This is a genomic window from Phenylobacterium sp. (genome assembly GCF_030693625.1).
In the GTDB taxonomy this organism is placed as follows: domain Bacteria; phylum Pseudomonadota; class Alphaproteobacteria; order Caulobacterales; family Caulobacteraceae; genus Phenylobacterium; species Phenylobacterium ferrooxidans.
The window spans coordinates 58734-72624 of sequence record NZ_JAUYAF010000018.1; the positions used below are offsets into that span (position 1 = coordinate 58734).

Annotated in this window: 13 protein-coding genes and 1 pseudogene; 9 read left to right on the forward strand and 5 right to left on the reverse strand. The window is 66.0% G+C overall.

Translation table 11 applies throughout. From position 1 onward, the window contains the following. The first annotated feature begins 35 nt into the window (after positions 1-35). Both Q8N10_RS02795 and Q8N10_RS02800 read left to right on the forward strand, forming a co-directional pair. Positions 36-1000 (forward strand): annotated as a pseudogene (locus Q8N10_RS02795) (IS481 family transposase). Positions 1001-1089: 89 nt separating this feature from the next. Beyond that, positions 1090-2036 (forward strand): IS630 family transposase gene (locus Q8N10_RS02800; RefSeq protein ID WP_304777014.1). Its coding sequence is split into 2 segments (ribosomal slippage): positions 1090-1426 and positions 1426-2036, totalling 948 coding nucleotides; the frame shifts between segments, so codons are not numbered across the junction. 87 nt (positions 2037-2123) lie between these two features. Here Q8N10_RS02800 and Q8N10_RS02805 read toward each other — a convergent pair. From Q8N10_RS02805 to Q8N10_RS02815, 3 genes are all read right to left on the reverse strand, one after another. Beyond that, positions 2124-2873 (reverse strand): tetratricopeptide repeat protein, encoded by a 750-nt coding sequence (locus tag Q8N10_RS02805; RefSeq protein ID WP_370690194.1) that lies wholly within the window; start codon positions 2871-2873, stop codon positions 2124-2126. A gap of 253 nt (positions 2874-3126) precedes the next feature. Continuing rightward, positions 3127-3402: a SemiSWEET family sugar transporter gene (locus Q8N10_RS02810; RefSeq protein WP_304777015.1), complete on the reverse strand. Its 276-nt coding sequence runs from the start codon at positions 3400-3402 to the stop codon at positions 3127-3129. 182 nt (positions 3403-3584) lie between these two features. After that, a complete protein-coding gene (locus tag Q8N10_RS02815; RefSeq protein ID WP_304777016.1) occupies positions 3585-5057 on the reverse strand; it encodes an OprO/OprP family phosphate-selective porin in 1473 nt (490 codons plus the stop codon). 193 nt (positions 5058-5250) lie between these two features. Between Q8N10_RS02815 and Q8N10_RS02820 the strand changes: the two genes are divergently transcribed. The 6 genes from Q8N10_RS02820 (at position 5251) to phoB (ending at position 11769) form a co-directional block, all read left to right on the forward strand. Beyond that, positions 5251-6666, forward strand: coding sequence for a cell wall metabolism sensor histidine kinase WalK (locus tag Q8N10_RS02820; RefSeq protein WP_304777017.1), 1416 nt, complete (start codon positions 5251-5253; stop codon positions 6664-6666). An 85-nt stretch (positions 6667-6751) separates the two neighbouring features. Next, positions 6752-8197: a phosphate ABC transporter permease subunit PstC gene (pstC, locus tag Q8N10_RS02825; RefSeq protein ID WP_304777018.1), complete on the forward strand. Its 1446-nt coding sequence runs from the start codon at positions 6752-6754 to the stop codon at positions 8195-8197. Beyond that, entirely contained in the window at positions 8190-9482 is a 1293-nt protein-coding gene (gene pstA / locus Q8N10_RS02830; RefSeq protein WP_304777019.1) for a phosphate ABC transporter permease PstA, read from the forward strand. The genes pstC and pstA overlap by 8 nt, the downstream gene beginning before the upstream one ends. Positions 9483-9516: 34 nt before the next feature. After that, positions 9517-10362, forward strand: coding sequence for a phosphate ABC transporter ATP-binding protein PstB (gene pstB / locus Q8N10_RS02835; protein ID WP_304777020.1), 846 nt, complete (start codon positions 9517-9519; stop codon positions 10360-10362). Positions 10363-10372: 10 nt separating this feature from the next. Then, complete coding sequence (gene phoU, locus Q8N10_RS02840; protein WP_304777021.1) at positions 10373-11074, forward strand: phosphate signaling complex protein PhoU; 702 nt, start codon at positions 10373-10375, stop codon at positions 11072-11074. A 2-nt stretch (positions 11075-11076) separates the two neighbouring features. Then, positions 11077-11769: a phosphate regulon transcriptional regulator PhoB gene (gene phoB, locus Q8N10_RS02845; RefSeq protein WP_304777022.1), complete on the forward strand. Its 693-nt coding sequence runs from the start codon at positions 11077-11079 to the stop codon at positions 11767-11769. Between the two features lie 2 nt (positions 11770-11771). Here the strand turns inward: phoB and Q8N10_RS02850 are convergent, their stop codons facing one another. Both Q8N10_RS02850 and Q8N10_RS02855 read right to left on the reverse strand, forming a co-directional pair. After that, positions 11772-12764 carry a class 1 fructose-bisphosphatase gene (locus tag Q8N10_RS02850; protein ID WP_304777023.1) on the reverse strand — a complete coding sequence of 331 codons (993 nt, stop codon included), beginning with the start codon at positions 12762-12764 and terminating at the stop codon, positions 11772-11774. Positions 12765-12947: 183 nt separating this feature from the next. Beyond that, complete coding sequence (locus tag Q8N10_RS02855; RefSeq protein ID WP_304777024.1) at positions 12948-13343, reverse strand: hypothetical protein; 396 nt, start codon at positions 13341-13343, stop codon at positions 12948-12950. Between the two features lie 213 nt (positions 13344-13556). Here Q8N10_RS02855 and Q8N10_RS02860 point away from each other — a divergent pair, with 213 nt between their 5' ends. Beyond that, on the forward strand, positions 13557-13775 hold the full coding sequence (locus Q8N10_RS02860) for a helix-turn-helix domain-containing protein (protein ID WP_304777025.1): 219 nt from the start codon (positions 13557-13559) through the stop codon (positions 13773-13775). Positions 13776-13891 lie beyond the last annotated feature (116 nt).

Here is a 13891-nt window from a genome sequence, read left to right on the forward strand (position 1 = left end):
CTCAGTTTAGCTGAGTGCTCACACCGGGAGGAGCTATGGGCCAGATACTCCACGGCAGCGCCACGACCACGCAGGCCATCCGAGCGGCGATACAGCGATCGAAGGCTCCGCTCAAAGAGCTAGCGGCGAGGTATGGCCTCAACCGCAAGACCGTCGCCAAGTGGCGGAAGCGGAGCTTCCTTGAGGACGCGCCGATGGGCCCTAAGGCGCCGCGCTCGACGGTACTGACGGGAGAGGAAGAGGCCGTGGTGGTCGCCTTCCGCAAGCACACGCTGCTGCCGCTGGACGATTGTCTGTACGCCCTGCAGGCGACGATCCCGCACCTGACCCGCTCAGCCCTGCACCGCTGCTTCCAGCGCCACGGCATCAGCCGGCTACCCGAGATCGCCGGCGACAAGCCCGGCAAGCAACCCTTCAAGCGCTAACCACTAGGCTACTTCCACATCGACATCGCCGAGGTCCGGACCGAGGAAGGTAAGCTCCACCTCTTCGTGGCCGTGGACCGGACATCGAAGTACGCCTTCGCCCGGCTGGTGAAGCGCGCCACGGGCATGGCGGCCAGAGCCTTCCTCGATGAGTTGATCTCGGCCGTCCCGTATCAGACCACACCGTGCTCACCGACAATGGCATCCAGTTCGCCGACCTGCCCAAGAACCGTGCGGGACCGACGGCCATGTGGCGCGGCCATCCCTTCGACCGTGCCTGCCACGAGCACGACATCGAGCATCGCCTGACCAAGCCAAACCACCCTTGGACGAACGGCCAGGTCGAGCGGATGAACCGGACTCTCAAAGAGGCCACCGTCAGACGAATTCGCTACGACACCCACAGGCAGCTTGAGGACCACCTCGCCGCCTTCCTGGACGCCTACAACTTCGCCAGGCGGCTTAAGACCTTACGAGGCCTCACACCCTACGAAGCCATCTGCAAGGCATGGGCAGATGAACTGCAACGCTTCAGGCTCGATCCCGTCCACTTGACCTCGGGATTGAACACCTAGAGCACTTTCCGAGCCGGATGACTCGGGAGGGATTCCCTTGAAGCGGCGAGTCTGATTCACCCTGGCTGCCGGTGAGGAGGCCGCCGGTGATGGGCAAGCCTCTTTCTTTGGATCTTCGCGAGCGGGTGGTTGCGGCAGTCGATGGCGGGCTGTCGCGACGCAAGGCGGCGGAGCGGTTTGGGGTCAGCATCTCCAGCGCGATCCGGTGGGCCAGCCTGCGGCGGCGGACGGGCGACGTGCGGCCTCAGCGCCTGGGCGGCGACAAGCGCTCGGCGAGGATTGAGGCGCATGCGCCGCTGATCCTGTCGCTGGTGGAGGCCAGGGGCGACATCACCCTGGTGGAGTTGCGCTCGGCGCTGGCCGAGCGGGGTATCGCCGTGGCGGTCTCCACGCTGTGGCGGTTCTTCGACCGTCACGCGATCACGTTCAAAAAAAGACCGGGCATGCGGCCGAGCAGGCGCGTGCCGACGTCCTGAGCCGCCGTCAGGCCTGGTTCGCCGCCCAGCCCGACCTCGACCCCGAGCGGCTGGTCTTTATCGACGAGACCGGCGCCTCCACCAAAATGGCGCGCCGCCACGGCCGGGCGCCGCGGGGGCAGCGGCTGCGGATGAGCGTGCATCACGGCCACTGTAAGACCACCACCTTCGTCGGTGCTCTGCGCCTTTCTGGGATGACCGCGCCCATGGTGCTGGACCGGGCCATGACCGCGGCCTGGTTCCTGGCTTACGTGGAGCAGATCCTCGCCCCCACCCTCAGCCCCGGCGACATCGTGATCATGGACAACCTGCCCGCCCACAAGGGCGCCGCCGTCCGCCGCGCCATCGAGGCGACCGGCGCGGAGTTGCGCCTGCTGCCGCCCTACTCGCCCGACTTCAACCCCATCGAGAACGCCTTCGCCCAGCTCAAGGCCCTGCTCCGCAAGGCCGCCGTCCGCACCGTCTACAGCCTCGAACGCGCCATCGCTGACGCCATCGACGCCTTCACCCCAAGCGAGTGCGCCAATTACTTCGCCGCCCCCGGGTACGATGCGACGTGATCGGAATCTGCTATAGAGCATTCTGCGACCTGATTGAACCGTTGGGGATTCCCAGTGGCGCGCGGATTCAGCCGGATATCATGCTGGCTAAGATGCAGGCGAGCACGTTGTTCCGGTTAGCACCACCGCGGTCTGGCGGTTCTTCGACCGTCGCAGGATCACGCTAAAAAAAGTCGGCGCACGCTGATGAGAGAAGTCGGCGAGGGTCAGGCCGATCTGGTAGTGGATCCAGGCGTGCTCGCCCAATTCGCTCAGAAGGTCGGCGAAGTAGGTCTCGGCTTCCTTGTTGCGCCCGGCGCGGCGCAGCATGACCCTCAGGGACCCGTGCATTCGGTGCTCGTGGGGCAGGGCCGCGACCGCCCGCTCCAGCACAGGCAAGGTCTCCACGGCGCCCTTGGTGTCCGCGGCGAGCGAGGTCAGATCCAGCCAGGCGTCGACATAGTCGGGCTTAAGCTTGACCGCCAGGTTGAAGCGCATCTCGGCCTTGTCCAACTCGCCGGCGAACCAGTAGGCCCGCCCAAGCGAGCGCTGGTGTTCGGCGTTGGTCGGCTGCTGGCGGAGGATTTTGGTGAAGACCTCGATGGCCGCCGGGTTCTTCAGATCATTCAGGATATTGCCGCGGTTGATCTGCGGCGTCAGGTTCTTGGGATTGATCTTGATGGCGCGGTCCAGGGCCTTGAGCCCCTCCGCCTGCAGTCCCAGCCGGCGCAGCGCGACGCCCAGAATATTCCACAGTTCAAGATCGCGGGGATGGTGCTCCGTGGCCACCCTCGCCCAGTGCTCGGCCTGATCGTACAGCTTGCCGCGGATCAGGACCGCCGTGAAGTTCTGATAGATTCGCGGCGAGACGTTTGGTCCAGTGTCAGCTGTTCGGCCGTCAGGCGAATGCCCTCGGCCCGGTCTCCCGCCCTGAAGGCGGCGTCAGCCGGGGCAAAGCGGTTGTTCGACATCTCGGCGTCCTGTCACGCGTGAGGGCTCGGGAGTCTGAGGCGCCGTCGGCCGCGATTGGGGGTTGGTCATGTGCGGGGCGTTCGCCCGCGGTTGGCGGCAATCTAGAGCGCGGTGGTCGCGGCGCCAACCGGCGTGGTCCTCAGCTCCGATATTCGCGGAAGCGCCACTTGAGGGCCAGGATCGCGGCCGACAGCGCCAGGCAGACGACGTTGGAGGCGGCCACCGGCCAACTTCCGATAAGAATGCCGTAGGCGATCCAAAGGGCGAACCCGGTCACCGTGACCACATACATCCGCAGGGAGACGGAGGTGGCGTCCTTCTCGCGCCAGATCTTGATGATCTGGGGGGTGAAGCTGGCCATGGAGCAGAGCGCCGCCAGCGTGCCCACGATATCGGTCATCGAGAGATTGTTCATGGCGTGGGCCCTCTTCGAGGCCACAGAACGGGCGTCCAAGTCGCGGGTTGCGAAACGCCTGCGAGAAAGGCTCTGGCCGATGGTGTTCCGAGCCAAGGGCAGGCGAAGCCGCGCCCGGTCGTGGGCCGCGGCTTTGCAGGCGGCGTGGACGGGGCGCGATCTCTGTTCTGAGTCTCGGAGGCCTAGAAGGCGATCTGGGATCGCAGGTTCACGGCGCGGTAGTCCTGGCCGATGGCGGCCCCGGCGGCGTTCTTCCGCTCCACGCTGACGTCATAATAGTCGAGCATGAACTTGACGGCGGGGTTGGGGAACCAGTTGACGCCGAGGGTCCAGATAACCTGCTCTCCACCGCGCACCCGCTCGGCGACTATCGGGCTGTTTTCCGCGTAGTTGAGATCGACGGTCGAATAGCGCGCCGCGAGCTCCCACGCGCCCCACTGGCCGTTCGCGCGATCGAACGGCTTGTCGACGCCAGGCGCGTCGAAGGCCGCTGTCGTGGTGTTGTACTTGCGGCGCTCACCGGTCAGCACCCAGCTGCCCTGAGCATACCAGCCGTTGAAGCTGGGGTCGGAGGCGCCGGCGGCCGGGTTGCGGCGGTCGATGGAGAAATCGACGTACTCGGCCTGGAGGTACAGGTTCTGCTTCTGGGCGGCCAATTCCAGGCCGTAGGCCTGGGCGCCCCTGGCGTCGATCTGCCCGGTGTCCACCAGGCGGGAGCCGTCGACCCGCAGTTCAGGACGCTCGCGCAGCTGCAGGGCGTAGCGGGTCCCGGCGGCCGCGCCCAGGTCGGTGGGCTGGGCCACGATGCTGGCGTTCGCGCCCACATGAATCATCCAGTCGGCGCCATGGAGCGGTGTGCCCGCGACCCGCAGGGCGTAGCCCTGCTGTTCGTCGAACGCCGGGGCGTTGAAGGCCGTGGTCCCGGAATTGAGGCTCTGAACCAGGGCGCCGGTGGCGATGGCGGAAGCGAACCAGCGGTCGCCGTTACCGATGACGCCGGCGCCGATGCGAGTGTCGCCGCCGGCCAGGCCGCGGGCGATGTCGGCCACGGCCGGACGTTCCGGGAACAGGGCTCCGTTGGTGGAGGCCGCGTCTTCGAGGCCGAGCGGCGGCGCAAAGGCCCCAACCCGGAAGCGCAGCGGCTTGAGGCCGGAATACTGCACCCACATTTCCTGGATCCGCCCGGAATCCTCGGCTCCAGACCCGCCGAAATCGAAGAGGATATTGTAGTCGAAGGCGCCGAAAACCTTGCCGTCGACGCCGATGCGGGCGCGGCGGAAGTTCGCGCCGCCCGACAGATCGCGGACGGTGACGGCGGCCGGCAGGCGGTCGTGCTGGTCGTACTTGGCGGTGTCGAGTTGCATCACCCCGTGAAGGGTGGCGGAGAAGGCGCCATCGGAGGAGCTGATGGTCGGCTTGCCGCCCGCGATGGAGGCCGTGGTCACCCTGGCCGGCGCGGGGGCCGGGGCGGCCGGCAAGGCGGCGATGCTGGCGGCTGTCGAGACCTTCAGGTCGGCGATCTGGGCCTGCAGCAGCGACAGTTGCGCCTCAAGGGCTGCGATCTTGGCGTCGGTCGCGGGATCGGCCGCGGCCAGGCCGGGCCAGGCCAGGACAAGACCTGCGGCCCCCAGAAGCAGTTTCGATTTAAAAGCCATCTGGCCTCTGGCCCCTCGGTTGTCTGAGTTTTCCGAGACTGTGGTCCGTGGAGATCGGACAAAGCCTATCGGATAAGTAGAGGTTGTTTTTGAACCGGTCGTAGATTTCGAATCGCCCCACCACTTGGGCCGATGTCATGTCAGTGTCATAAGTCTCGGGCCTGCTCAAACTTTGCAGCCGCGGAGAATCGTTTTGTCGCAGACGCCGCCGCGCGGATGGCTCCGGCTTTCGGGCCCGGCGCTGATCACTGGCGGGCTGGGAATCCTTGCTGTGCTGGCCCTGGGCGCTGGGGGGCTGGCCGAGCCGGACGTGGCTACCTGGACGGCGGCCGCCCTCACGGTGTTGGTTCTGGCGGTGGTCTGGCGAAGCGCCCGTGTGGTCGATCCCGAGGGACAGCCACCCCTGGTGCCCACGCGTCCGCCGCACGAAAACGCGCCGCCCTATGTCAGCATCATCAACGCGCTGCCCGATCCGGTGCTGGTGATCGCCGCCCATGAACCCGATGACCTCACAGGTCGGCGTTTCGTCATGGTGAATGACGCCGCCCGCGACCTGCTGCGGATTCAGTTTGAGGCAGGCCTGCTGGTCACCGCCATCCGCGATCCCCAGGTGCTGGAGGCGGTGGACGAGGCCTTGTTCGGCGGCCTCGACAGTCAAGCGGTCTATGAGATGGGCGGCGCCCAGGCCCGGGTCCTGAAGGCCTTCGCCAAGCCCCTGGGCGAAGCGCCCGACGGTTCACGCCTGGCCCTGCTGGTGCTCCGTGACGAGACCGACATCCGCCGAGCCGAGCAGACCCGGGCCGATTTCCTGGCCAACGCCAGCCACGAGCTACGCACCCCGCTGGCCTCCCTCTCCGGGTTCATTGAAACCCTGCGCGGCCACGCCCGCACCGACGAGGGCGCGCGGGAGAAGTTCCTCACCATCATGTCGACCCAGGCCGAACGGATGGCGCGCCTTATCGACGACCTCTTGTCGCTCTCGCGGATCGAGCTCAACGAGCACATCGCCCCTCAAGGCGAGACCGACCTGGCGTCCGCGGTGATGGATGTGATCGACGCCCTGGGACCGCTCGCCCGAGAGCGCGGCGTGACCCTGGTTCCCTGCCTGCCGCCCCGCGGCGTCGCCGTGGTCTCGGGCGATCGGGACCAGATCGTGCAGGTCGCTCAGAACCTGGTGGACAACGCGCTGAAGTACTCGCCACGCGAAGGATCTGTGAAGATCGCCCTGGTGAGCGGGCTGACCGCGGACGCGGCCGCCGCGCCCTTGAGGGCGCAGTCGGCGCGACTGTCCCTGCTGACGCCCGACCACGGCCCTGATCTCTATGCCGCGCTGCGGGTCACCGACTCCGGTGTGGGCCTGAAGCGTGAGCACCTGCCGCGGCTGACCGAGCGATTCTACCGGGTCGAAGGCCAGAAGAGCGGCGAGCGGTCCGGCACCGGCCTGGGCCTGGCCATCGTCAAGCACATCATGAACCGCCACCGCGGGGGCCTGGCGGTGGAGAGCGTGGAGGGGGAGGGGGCGACCTTCAGCGCCTATTTCCCGCTGATTCCGGGCTCTCTCGCCCTGCCAGCCGTCCCATCTCCGGGGGCTGTTACAAAACCGTCGTAGAAGTGTCGTAAGCGGACAGTATTGCGCAGGCAGGTTCCGCGCGGCGTGGGATGACCTCCCATCTTGTTCTGGCTTGGGAGCCGCGATGCTCACCTGGATCGCCTTGCTGGCGCTCTTCCTGTTCTCCGGCGCCACCTATGCCTTTGGACGTCACAAGGCCCAGCGCCTGGCGTCGACCGTCAAGTCGGGCTCGTTCCACTCCCTGCCGGGCTATCATGGCAGCTATGTCGCCCTGTGGGCCGGCCTGCCCGCGGCCCTGATCGTCCTGGCCGCGGCCATGCTCGGCGGCCGCATGGAGGCCGCCCTGCTGCGCGCGGACCCGCCCGCCGCGGTTTCGGCGCTGACCCCCCAGGGCCAGAATGTCTTTTATGACGACGCCCGGGCCCTGGCCCACGGCTCGCAGGCCAGCGAGACGGTCTATGCCGGAGACCTAAAGACCGCCATCGAGGCCAAGGCCGCCCAGGCCAAGCGCCTGGAGCAGCTCATCCAGTACGGCGCGCTCGCCGCGGGCGTGGTGGTGGGTCTGGCCGGCCTCGCCCTGGCCTATCCCCGCATTGGCCCGACCTTCCGGGCTCGCAACCGGGTTGAGGGATGGATCGCCGTCCTGTTCCTGGCCTGCGCGGTCACCGCCATCCTCACCACCGTCGGCATTGTCGGCTCCCTGGTCTGGGAGAGCTGGCGCTTCTTCCAGTCGGTGTCGCCGGTCGACTTCCTGTTCGGGACCCAGTGGGACCCGCAGATCGCCATGCGCAGCGACCAGTACGCTTCCAAGGGCGCGTTCGGCGCGGTGCCGCTGTTCGCAGGCACCTTCCTCATCATGATGATCGCCATGCTGGTGGCGGCTCCCATCGGCCTTTACTCGGCGATCTACCTTTCGGAATACGCCAATCCCCTGACGCGAGGGGTGGTCAAGCCGCTGCTGGAGATCCTCGCCGGCGTGCCGACCGTGGTCTACGGCTTCTTCGCCGCCTTGACCGTCGGGCCGATCTTCCGTGAGGCCTTCAACAACCTGGGCGCCCTGTTGATCGGCGGCCCGCTGGACAGCCTCGGCATCTATCTCAGCCAGGTGCAGAACCAGATGGCCCTGGTGGCGGGCGCCGTGATGGGGATCATGCTGATCCCCTTCGTTTCGTCCCTCTCCGACGACATCATGAACGCCGTGCCCCACTCCCTGCGGGACGGCAGCCTGGCCATGGGCGCCACCCGCTCGGAAACGGTGAAGCTGGTGGTCCTGCCCGCCGCCCTGCCGGGCATCATGGCGGCCATGCTGCTGGCGGTGTCGCGGGCCATTGGCGAGACCATGATCGTCACCATGGCCGCGGGGCTTCAGGCCAAGACCACGCTCAATCCGCTCGATACGGTGACCACCGTGACGGTGCAGATCGTCACCCTGCTGACCGGTGACCAGGAATTCGACAGCCCCAAGACCCTTTCAGCCTTCGGACTGGGCCTGACCCTCTTCGTGATGACCTTCATCCTGAACGTGATCGCCCTGCGCATCGTCCAGAAGTACCGGGAACAGTATGACTGACGGCGCCCTCCCCAAGGACAAGACCGCCTTCCGCCAAGGGCTGGAGACGCGTCTGAAGAAGCGCTACGCCCAGGAGCGACGCTTCCGGCTGTACGGCCAGCTGGCGATCGTCTTCGCCCTCGGCTTCCTCGTGATGCTGGTGGGCCGGATCGGCCTGCAGGGCTATTCCACCTTCATCGACTACCAGGTCACCCAGACCATCTATGTCGACCCCGCGAAGGTGAACGCGGCCGACATCGTCGGCTCCAATTTCGACCGGCTTGTGGCCGAACAGATGCTGGCCAGGATGGGCGAGACCGACGACGAGTCCGGCGAGGCGTCGGGCAAGATGATGGACATCATCTCCAACGACTTCGGCTACCAGCTCCTGGAGATGGTCCGGGATGATCCGTCCCTGATCGGCAAGCAGGTCACCCTGAGCGGCCCCGTGAAGGCCGACGCCGCGCTCTACTACAAGGGTGAGCTGAAGCGCTCCACGCCGCAGGACGAGCGCAAGCTCGACGACCGTCAGCTCACCTGGCTCGACAAGATGCAGGCCTCCGGCGCCGTCTCGAAGGGCTTCAACCTGGACTTCCTCACCAAGTCCGACTCCACCGAGCCGGAACAGGCCGGCGTGCTCGGCGCCGTGGTCGGCTCGGCCATGATGCTGCTGGTGACCGCGGTTCTGGCCGTGCCCATCGGGGTGCTGGCGGCGACCTATCTGGAAGAGTTCGCGCCCAAGAACCGCTGGACCGACCTGATTGAGGTCAACATCAACAACCTCGCCGCCGTGCCCTCCATCGTCTACGGCCTGCTCGGCCTGGCGGTGTTCATCAACTGGATGCACGTGCCCCGGTCCTCGCCCCTGGTGGGCGGGCTGGTCCTGGCGCTGATGGCCCTGCCCACGGTGATCATCGCCACCCGCTCGGCGCTGAAGGCGGTGCCCCCCTCCATCCGGGAAGCGGCCCTGGGGGTCGGCGCCTCGCGCACCCAGACCGTGTTCCACCATGTCCTGCCCCTGGCCATGCCGGGCGTCATGACCGGCGCGATCCTGTCGCTGGCTCACGCGCTCGGCGAGACCGCCCCCCTGCTGATGATCGGCATGATCTCCTTCGTGCCCGGCGTGCCCGAGGGCTTCACCGGGGCGGCCACCGTCCTGCCGGTCCAGGTCTTCATCTGGGAAAATGCCTCGGAGCGCGCCTTCCATGAGCGCACCGCCGCGGCGATTCTCGTCCTCCTCGCCTTCATGATCATCATGAACCTGGCTGCGATCCTCCTGCGCCGCCGCTTCGAACGCCGGTGGTAGTCAGATGATCCGGCGTCAAATCCCAAGGTCCCCCATGCCCGCCCAGCGTGACGACAGCCAGGCCCACGGCTCGGCGCCCGTCCATATCACCGTCGACCGCGCCCACGCCGGCGGTCCCCAGCACGCGATCAAAATCCGCGCCCGCGACGTCAACGTCTTCTACGGTGACAAGCAGGCTCTGTTCGACGTTTCCCTGGACGTGCCGGAAAAGGCGGTGACAGCCCTGATCGGTCCCTCCGGCTGCGGCAAGTCGACCTTCCTGCGTTGCATCAATCGGATGAACGACACCATCCCCGGCGCCACGGTCCGCGGTCGGATCGAACTCGACGGCGAGGACGTCAACGACCGGGCCATCGACCCCGTCATCTTGCGCGGCCGGGTGGGCATGGTGTTCCAGAAGCCCAATCCCTTTCCCAAGACCATCTTCGAGAACGTCGCCTACGGGGCCCGCATCCACGGCCTGACCACCAGCAAGTCCGAGCTGGAGGCCCTGGTGGAAACCTCGCTGAAGAAGGCCGGCCTTTGGGGCGAGGTGGCCGACCGACTGCACCAACCCGGAACCGGCCTGTCCGGCGGCCAGCAGCAGCGCTTGGTGATCGCCCGCGCCATCGCCGTCTCCCCCGAGGTGATCCTGATGGACGAGCCCTGCTCGGCCCTGGACCCCATCGCCACGGCGCGGATCGAGGAACTGATCGACGAGCTGCGCAACCAGTACTGCATCGTCATCGTCACCCACTCCATGGCCCAGGCCGCGCGGGTGTCGCAGAAGACCGCCTTCTTCCACCTGGGCAAGCTGGTGGAGGCCGGTCCTACCGGGGAGATCTTCACCAACCCGCGCGACAGCCGCACCCAGGACTACATCACCGGCCGGTTCGGCTAGGGGAACGGACATGAACGAGCACATCGTCAAATCCTACGAAGACGAGTTGAACACGCTGACCGCCGAGTGCGCCCGGATGGGCGGCCTGACGGAGGCCCAGGTCGGCGACGGCATCGACGCAGTCGTCCGCCGCGACACCACCCTGGCCGAGGCCGTTGTCGCCCGCGACGAGCGGCTGGATGTCCTGGAAGCCGACATCGAGCGCAAGGCGATCCGGCTGATCGCCCTGCGCCAGCCCATGGCCAATGACCTGCGCAAGACCGTGGCGGCCATGAAGATCGCCATGAACCTCGAACGCTGCGGGGACCTGGCCAAGAACATCGCCAAGCGCACCCTGGTGCTGACCGAAGCCGAGCCCATGAGCCCCCTGACCCGCTCCATCGAGCGGATGGGCAAGCTGGTCCTGGGCCGGCTGAAGGACGTGCTGGACGCCTATACCGCGTCGGATCTGGACCGGGCGCTCGCCGTCTGGTCCCGCGACGACGAGGTGGACGAGCACTACAACAGCCTGTTCCGCGAACTGCTGACCTACATGATGGGCGATCCGCGCACGATCACCGCCTGCGCCCACATGCTGTTCGTGGCCAAGAACCTCGAGCGCATCGGGGACCACGCCACCAACATCGCCGAGATCATCCACTACGAAATCACCGGGGCCGAGACGATCGGCTCGGCCCGGCCCAAGACTGACGCCCTGGCGAAGGAAATCTGAGAATGATCCCCTACATCCTGGTGGTGGAAGACGAGGACGCTCTTTCCACCCTGCTGCAGTACAACCTCGAGAAGGAAGGCTACGACGTGGCCGTCGCCACGGACGGCGAGGAGGCCCTGACCCAGGTCAGCGAGCGCCTGCCCGACCTGGTGGTGCTGGACTGGATGCTGCCCAAGGTCTCGGGCATCGAGGTGTGCCGCCGGCTCCGCCAGCGCAGCGAGACCCGCAACATCCCGATCATCATGCTGACGGCGCGGGGCGAGGAGAGCGATCGCATCCGCGGCCTCGACACCGGCGCCGACGACTACATCATAAAGCCCTTCGCCATGAGCGAGCTCTCGGCGCGCATCCGCGCCGTGCTGCGGCGCATCCGCCCGGGCCTCGCCGAGGACCGTGTCCATATCGGTGACCTGGTGATCGACCGCGTGGCGCACCGGGTGAAGCGGGCCGGCAGCGAGATCCACCTCGGTCCGACCGAATTCCGGCTGCTGGACTATCTGATGCAGCATCCGGGACGGGTATTCTCGCGCGAGCAGCTGCTGGACGCCGTCTGGGGCTCGGACGTCTATGTCGAGGCCCGCACGGTGGACGTCCACATCGGCCGCCTGCGCAAGGCCCTCAACCGTCAGGAAGCCGAGGCCGATCCCATCCGCACGGTGCGCTCGGCCGGCTACTCCCTGGATATGGACGCCTGACTTCAGGCGTCTCGGTGCAGGCGTTCCAGGTGCTCGACCTCGGCGCGTGAGCCCAGCATCACGGAAATCCGCTGGTGCAGGTCGGTGACCTCGGCGTCGAGGATGGGACCGTGGCCATCGAAGGCCGCGCCGCCCGCCTGCTCCACCAGCATCGACATCGGGTTGGCCTCGTACATCAGGCGCAGCTTGCCGGCCCGGTCGGGCTCGCGCGCGTCCCAGGGGTAGAGGAAGACGCCGCCGCGCATCATGATCCGGTGGACGTCGGCCACCATCGACGCGATCCAGCGCATGTTGAAGTTCTTGCCCCGGGGTCCGGTCTCGCCCTCCAGGCAGGTCTCGATATAGCCGCGCACCGCCGGCGCCCAATGGCGCAGGTTCGAGGCGTTGATCGCGTACTCCTTGGTCTCCACCGGTATGGTCACGCCAGACCCGGTCTGCAGCCAGTCGCCGGTTTCCGGGTCCAGGGTGAAGGCGTCGACGCCGTCGCCAAGGGTCAGGACAAGGGTGGTCTGCGGGCCATAGACCACGTAGCCGGCGGCGACCTGCGCGCGGCCCTTCTGCAGGAAATCCGCCACGACGGCCGGGCGCGGGGTGTCCACGCGGGGCGCGGGCAGGATCGAGAAGATCGTGCCGATGGAGACGTTGACGTCGATGTTGCTGGAGCCGTCCAGGGGATCAAACAGCAGCAGGTAGCCACCCTCGGGCGTGAGGTCGCGGACCGGATGGATGTCGTCCATCTCCTCCGAGGCCATGGCCATCAGAGCTTGCGACGCGCCGCAGCTTTCCAGCAGCATGTCGTTGGAGATGACGTCCAGCTTCTTCTGGACTTCGCCCTGGACGTTTTGGCTCTCGAGCGCCCCGAACACCTCCCCCAGCGCCCCGCGACGCACCAGAGCGCTGATCTCGGCGCTGGTCTGCACGACCGCCAGAATGAGGTCGGTGAGGGACGGTTGGCAGGCCTTGGCGGCCAGGCAGTCGCGGAGGGTGGTGGGCATCAATCGTCCATCGGAAGGCGCCCGCCAGGGGCTCGCGGACCTAAGATCACAACCGGGTGCGATGGGACAAGCCCTGGCGGCTTGACCCACCGGGTAGCAGGCGAAAGCACAAGCTAGTCAAATTCGGGCGTCACTGACCTAGATTCGAGAATGCAGGCGCGCGTAGTCCGTAATCACTCGCGCCTATGCCCTACGGCGGCGATGGCTCGCATTCAGTGCTCTGAGCTCGTTTACCGTACTGATGACGAGGTTATGTGCTGCCGGATGATCCTCAGGGTCGACTAGGGCTGCCAATACAGACAATTTTGCATAAATGGCATCGTAAGTTGTGGCGCTCAATTTTAGAACGACGGCTGACAACTCCTCACGTTGCTTAAATAGTTCGTCGAGACGCGCGTCAATATCACGCAATTCGTGCGCCGGGCCTAAATTTTCCTGAGCTGTCTCGCTTAGACTTAGCCAGTTGTAGTCACGCGCGAGGGAGCTTTCCACCTCCGCCCATCTTAGCGTCAGCGCTTGGATGCGAGCGTTCAATTTCAGCCACTGGTCGCACACGATGATTGGCTGGATGGCGTTCATTGAGCATGCCCCAACTGCCAATGCACCGGAGCTAGACGGTGTCGCTCGACGGCTTGACGCGGTTCTCGCCTGTTCGAAGAGTGGTGGAGCATTGCCTTATCCAAAAGCGCTACGGCGGCCCTGACGAACTAGGAGAATGCTACTTATCGTCATCACTAGCAATGCTACCTATCGTCTGTCGACGTAGAGTCATCACTTCGTGATCGTTGGAGGATGAAGGGGCCGCCATCAAGATTGCGTCGCACCGTCGCCGACAACGTAAAGAGACTGCGCGCGTCATTGGGCATGAGTCAGGAGGCGCTTGCAGCCGAAGCAGGTCTTCACCGTACCTACATCGGGGCAATTGAACGAGCGGAGAGGAATCTCTCTCTAGATAATGTTGAGCGAATTGCTTCTGCCCTTAGGGTCAAGCCGGCATCTCTTATGGAGTAACTGCATAGGGCCACACATTGTTGCTGCTATTCAGGTTGCTCAATTTCTATGGAGCTCAAAGGATCTGAGCCGCAGCTAGACTCTTCCTCAGCATGGCTGCCGCTTGACCGGCTGGG